The sequence below is a fragment of the Nonomuraea sp. NEAU-A123 genome, assembly GCF_018603905.1.
Classification (GTDB): Bacteria; Actinomycetota; Actinomycetes; order Streptosporangiales; family Streptosporangiaceae; genus Nonomuraea.
Genome location: NZ_JAHFZZ010000057.1, coordinates 1 through 5,228, shown reverse-complemented (window position 1 = coordinate 5,228; position 5,228 = coordinate 1). Strand labels below are relative to the sequence as shown.

The 5,228-nt window shown below is 68.8% G+C and carries 4 protein-coding genes and 2 pseudogenes; 1 reads left to right on the top strand and 5 read right to left on the bottom strand.

All coding sequences use genetic code 11. From position 1 onward, the window contains the following. Nucleotides 1–444 (top strand): annotated as a pseudogene (locus KLK06_RS59215) (hypothetical protein); the annotation flags it as partial. Nucleotides 445–453: 9 nt separating this feature from the next. Here KLK06_RS59215 and KLK06_RS59210 read toward each other — a convergent pair. From KLK06_RS59210 to KLK06_RS59190, 5 genes and pseudogenes are all read right to left on the bottom strand, one after another. Continuing rightward, nucleotides 454–1,488, bottom strand: coding sequence for an NAD(P)-dependent alcohol dehydrogenase (locus KLK06_RS59210; protein WP_214644716.1), 1,035 nt, complete (start codon nt 1,486–1,488; stop codon nt 454–456). A 32-nt stretch (nt 1,489–1,520) separates the two neighbouring features. After that, nucleotides 1,521–2,744 (bottom strand): cytochrome P450, encoded by a 1,224-nt coding sequence (locus KLK06_RS59205; protein ID WP_214644715.1) that lies wholly within the window; start codon nt 2,742–2,744, stop codon nt 1,521–1,523. Nucleotides 2,745–2,799: 55 nt separating this feature from the next. Continuing rightward, nucleotides 2,800–4,203: an NAD(P)/FAD-dependent oxidoreductase gene (locus tag KLK06_RS59200; RefSeq protein ID WP_250907737.1), complete on the bottom strand. Its 1,404-nt coding sequence runs from the start codon at nt 4,201–4,203 to the stop codon at nt 2,800–2,802. Then, nucleotides 4,200–4,418 carry a ferredoxin gene (locus KLK06_RS59195; RefSeq protein WP_214644714.1) on the bottom strand — a complete coding sequence of 73 codons (219 nt, stop codon included), beginning with the start codon at nt 4,416–4,418 and terminating at the stop codon, nt 4,200–4,202. Before KLK06_RS59195 ends, KLK06_RS59200 begins: the two co-directional genes overlap by 4 nt. Nucleotides 4,419–4,907: 489 nt before the next feature. Next, nucleotides 4,908–5,228 (bottom strand): annotated as a pseudogene (locus KLK06_RS59190) (TetR/AcrR family transcriptional regulator); the annotation flags it as partial.

Sequence of the window (5,228 nt, the reverse complement as noted above, 5' to 3'; positions counted from 1 at the left end):
GAGCTGACCCGCGACATGAACGACCCCGCCGAAGTCTTCGCCTACAGCTTCCGGCTCACCGGACGCCTGCACCGCCGCAATCCCCAGCTCAGCAAAGTCCTGCTCAACACCGGCCTGACCATCACCACCTCCGAACACGGCATCGCCCCACGCGTCCGACGCGACATCCACGCCGCCATCCAAGCCGGCCGCTTCACCGGAGGCGACCCCGAACTCGCCTTCGTCATCGCCGCAGGCACCGCACTATGCCTCGGCCAACTCCTGCACACCCAACCCGACCGCGACGACACCCAAGCCACCGACCAGATCACCGAAGACCTCCTGCGCACCTTCGGCATCCCCGCCGACGAGGCCCACCACATTGCATATCGCCAGCAAAGTGCGTCGCCTGGTGGCGAACGAGTGCCCGCCCAGGTGCCTCAGGAGGCCAACCGGTCGCCTTGATGGTGGTGCTCATGGGTGGGGGGTGATGACCGCGCGTCCTTGGATCTTGCCGTCGTGCAGGAGCTGGTAGGCCTCGCCGGCGCGCTTCAAGGGGAAGTGCTCGACCAGCATCTTGATCTTTTGCTGCTGGGCAAGGGTGATCACTTCCATGAGTTCGGGAATGGAGCCCCAGTACGGCGAGGCAACCGAACACTCGTGCGGCGGGCTCGAGAAGTTCACCGGTAGGGCTCCGCCGCCGAGACCGACGATGGTCAGGTGGCCAAGCACCCGGGCCACCTGAGCGGCCATCCGCAAGGTCGGGTCGATGCCGACCATATCCAGCACGAGCTGAGCGCCCTGCTGCCGCGTCATGTCCTTGATCCGCGTGACCGCCTGGTCGCTGGAAAGCAGCGCCTCGTCCGCGCCCATGCGCTTGGCGATCTCCAGCTTGTCGGCGGCGGTGTCCACGGTGACGACGGTGGTCGCCGCGCTGAGCGCTCGCAGCATCTGGATGGCCATCTGGCCCAGAGCGCCCACTCCGATCACCACTGCGGTCGAGCCCGGCCCCAGCAGGTGCAGCGACCGCTTGACGGCGTGATAGCTGGTCAGCCCCGCGTCGCTGAGCGGGGCGGCCTCGCGGGGATCGAGGGTGCCGAGCGGGATCAGGAATCGCGACGCCGGGACCAGCAGGTATTCAGCCATTCCGCCGTCGTGACCACCCAGGCCCCCGCCCAGACCGCCGGTCTTCTGGCAGTAGTTCTCCTTGCCTTCCCGGCAGTTGGCGCACAGGCCGCAGCCCCAGGGGCCGTAGACGATCACAGGGTCTCCGGGCGCGAACCCGGCGACGCCCGGTCCGGTCGTCTCCACCCACCCCGCATTCTCATGGCCGATCGTGAACGGCAGCTTTGGGAGCCGCTCCGTGGGCGCCTCCATGAGATGCAGGTCGGAGTGGCAGGCGCCGGCGCCGCCGACCTTCACCAGGACGTGCCCGGGCCCGGGGTCGGGCACCGGCACCTCGCGCAGCTCCGGTGGCTTCTGCGCTTGGACGAGCTGAAATGCTCGCATTGCTGATCTCCTCGGGTCCCTTGATCGGACGCTCAGTCTCGGATCCCGTCGATGTCGACCCAGAGGTGGCGTGGGCCGCGGAAGATCTGGTTGTGGCGGTACGGCGGCGGGTCCTCGACGAGCCGCGGGTTCTCCACGCGGCGGAAGAACTCGCTGACCGCGGTCTGGACCTCCAGCCGCGCGAGCGGAGCGCCGAAGCAGTAGTGGATGCCCTGGCTGTAGCCGACGTGCTCGTTGTTCGGGCGCTCGAGGTCGAGCTTGTCGGGATTCTCGAACCGCTCCGGGTCGCGGTTCGCCGAGCCGTAGCACAGGAAGATCGTCGAGCCCGCCGGGATGGTGGTGCCGGCGATCTCGATGTCCTCGAGGGCGGAGCGGCTGTGCCACAACTGGACCGACGACTCGAAGCGCAGCAGCTCCTCGACCCCGGGCACGATCAGCTCCGGTCGGCGGCGCAGTTTCTCGAGCTGGTCGGGGTGCCGCAGCAGGGACAGCACGCTGTGGGCGATCAGGTTGACCGTCGTCTCATGCCCGGCGAAGAGCATGAGCATCGCATTGTTGACGAGCGACTCCTGGGGCAGGCGCCCCTCCGGGCCGTTGTCGTGGGCCATCCCCGACAACATGCCCGGGCCGGGCTGCTTGCGGTACTGGTCGAACAGGTCGGCCAGGAACTGCCTCATCTCGACCACCGCAGCGGGAACCGCCGCGAGGCGGCGCTGCTGCTCCGGGTCGCTCGCCTCCGGGCCGAAGTCCAACCCGTCCAGGGCTGTCTCGATCCAGCCGTGGAAGCGCGGGATGGACTCCAGCGGCACGCCCAGGACCTTGCAGATGACGGTCACCGGCCCCGGGAAGGCGAACTCGTCGACGACGTCGATCCGGGTCTTGCCCTTCATGTCGTCCAGGAGCCCGGCGAAGATGCGGCGGATCTTGGGCTCCAGGTCGGCGATCATGTGGGGACGCTCGGGCGGCCCGAAGTGCCGCGTCATCCGGCGGCGATCAACATCGTGCTCGGGCGGGTCCATCTCGATGATGTTCGCCTCGAGGGGATCGGCGCCCGGGATCGCCCCGGGGCGCTTCCTCGGATCCGAGCTGACCCGGGGGTCGTGGAGCAGCTGAACGAGCTCTCGATAGGTGCTGACGACATAGCTGCCGTCCGGCTGCCGCGCCACCGGCGTCTTCCGCAGCTCTTCGTAGAACGGGTACGGATTGGCGCGGCTGGCCTTACGGAGGGCCTGCTGCCAGGCGGTTTCCTCGGCCATGATGCTCCTCTTCCTGTTGGCGCTGTCCAGTTACACGCTGGTCTCGAGGGGCGCGTCAGCGGCGTCGAGGCCGGAACTCGGCCCTGCGCTCGTTCGGGTCGTGGCCGGTCAAGACAACGTCGGGTATCGCCGTCGGGACGCCCGGTTCGGGGAAATCAGCCGGAATCGGGTTCATGTCGTCGGGCCGATCCCAGCCCGGCGGCGGGGGCGGGAACGGGGCCGATTGCTCGATCAGCCGCGCGTAGTACTCCAGCCACCTGCCGTGATCGAAGGTGACGGCGGCGACGATGCGGCCCCGACGACCGTAGGCGGCGGCGAAGCGGCGCTCCTTCACCGACCCCTGGGTGAAGACGATTTCGTCGCCGAACGGCGGCACGCCGACGGACTTGATGTTGACGCCGAACTGGCCGGACCAGAAGCCGGGCAGCAACAGATGGGGGTAGTAGTCGGGCTCGAGGTTCACCATGTTGTGGGCCGCGATCTCGGCACCGAAGACGGCATTGTCCCAGTGCTCCATCGCGAGAAACTGGTACTCGTACAGCACGTGGGGCGCGCGCGCCACGTCCCCCGCCACGTAGACGGTGTCGGTCACCACGCCGTTGATGTCGAAGGCGCGACCGCCGGCGTCGCAGCCGACACCCCAGAAGCCGGCCGCCAGCCCGGAGCCCTCCAGCCATTCCACGTTGCGGATCGACCCGAGCGAGGCCACCACCACGTCGGCCTCGACGGTGCTCCCGTCCGAGAGCCGAGCACGCCGCACGTGTCCGCCCGCGTCGCCCTCCAGCGACGACACACCCACCCCGCAGCGCAGGTCCACGCCGTGGTCGCGCTGCATCTCCGTGGCGATCTTCCCGATCACCCCGCCCAGCGCGCCGACCAGCGGCGCCGAGCCCCGCTCGGCGACGGTCACCGGGATATCGAGTTCCCGGCAGACGGAGGCCATCTCCGAGCCGATGAACCCGGCGCCGATGATCAGCACCCGCGCTGGCCGCGCGACCAGCGCCTGTTGCAGCCGCGCGGCGTCATCACGCGAGCGCAGCGTGTACACCCCTTCCAGGGCGGCCTCGGTCCGGTTGGGCCACTGCCGCGCGCGGGTGCCCGTGGCGATCAGCAACCGGTCGTAGGGGACCTGCTCGCCGTCGGCCAGGCGCACCTGCCTGGTGGCTCGGTCCAACCCGGTGGCCGCCACGCCGAGCCGCCACTGCGCATCCAGTTCCCGCAAGCGGGGCAGCTTAGTGTGGTCGGCCGGCACCCAGCCTTTGAGCACCTGCTTGGACAGCGGGGGACGGTCGTAGGGCTCGTATGGCTCGTCACCGATGATGGTCAAAGACCCGTGGAAGCCCTCCTCGCGCAGGGCTTCGGCGGCCCGCAGCCCCGCCAGGGAGGCGCCGACGATGACGATCCGGCCGTTGGCCTTGAAGGTGCGCACCAGCTCTGCGACCGTTGCCGGCATGGTCATGACGTCACGCTCCGCTCGGCGCCGTTCAGGCGGTCGATCAGGATCGCTTGCACCGGGCAGGCCGCAGCGGCTCGCTGGACCTGCAGGCGCCGCGCGTCGTCGGGGTTCGGCTCGTAGGTAAGCGCCTCCGCACCACTCAATTGGAAGACCTCGGGTGCCAGAAACACGCACTGTGCGTATCCCTGGCACCGATTCAGATCGACGACGATACGCATGAGCAGACCTCTTCCGTCCGCGACTGCCGCCCCACAGCGACCATCGACGCGGTCATTCGGCTGCGCGGTTATCCGGCCTTCCGCCAGGTGACCCAGCTGGACGGGCCCATCATTGCCGTGAGCGTCACCGGCGCGGGGACCCCGGTCCACACCTGAGGGCGTCGGAACCAAGGTGTGCCCCGGCCGACCCGCCACATGACGATTTTCCGCCCCCGGCGTTCATCACCACAACCACTACCAGGGAAAACATGCCCCCTGCCGAGCGTTCTGGCCGACACGGGCGGCGTGCGCGGTGACGGTGCAACTCCCATCGCGCAAGGCCTTCGGGAACGGCGGCTCCCATGCCAAAACGGCCCTCCGACAGCAGCGGCCTCACGCCGCCTCGGTCTCCCCGCCGAAATCGAGGTTGACCTCCATGTCCCCCAGCGGCGCGTTCAGGTCGTCGACGGGTCGTCGCTCATGAGCGGTTCATGCCATCGACGGGCACTGCTACACGGTGGCATCGGGGAGAAGCCGGTCGAGGTCGGGCAGGGGGCGTTGGCAGATTTCGTGGGCCTCGTCGGCGGGGATGCCGAAGGTTCGCAGGAGGTCTTCGGTGATCTGGTCGGTGGCTTGGGTGTCGTCGCGGTCGGGTTGGGTGTGCAGGAGTTGGCCGAGGCATAGTGCGGTGCCTGCGGCGATGACGAAGGCGAGTTCGGGGTCGCCTCCGGTGAAGCGGCCGGCTTGGATGGCGGCGTGGATGTCGCGTCGGGCGCGTGGGGCGATGCCGTGTTCGGAGGTGGTGATGCTCAGGCCGGTGTTGAGCAGGAC

Coding starts and splice junctions, on each gene's coding strand:
- KLK06_RS59200 (WP_250907737.1), bottom strand. CDS start 4,203: ATGACCATGCCGGCAACGGTCGCAGAGCTGGTGCGCACCTTCAAGGCC.
- KLK06_RS59205 (WP_214644715.1), bottom strand. CDS start 2,744: ATGGCCGAGGAAACCGCCTGGCAGCAGGCCCTCCGTAAGGCCAGCCGC.
- KLK06_RS59210 (WP_214644716.1), bottom strand. CDS start 1,488: ATGCGAGCATTTCAGCTCGTCCAAGCGCAGAAGCCACCGGAGCTGCGC.
- KLK06_RS59195 (WP_214644714.1), bottom strand. CDS start 4,418: ATGCGTATCGTCGTCGATCTGAATCGGTGCCAGGGATACGCACAGTGC.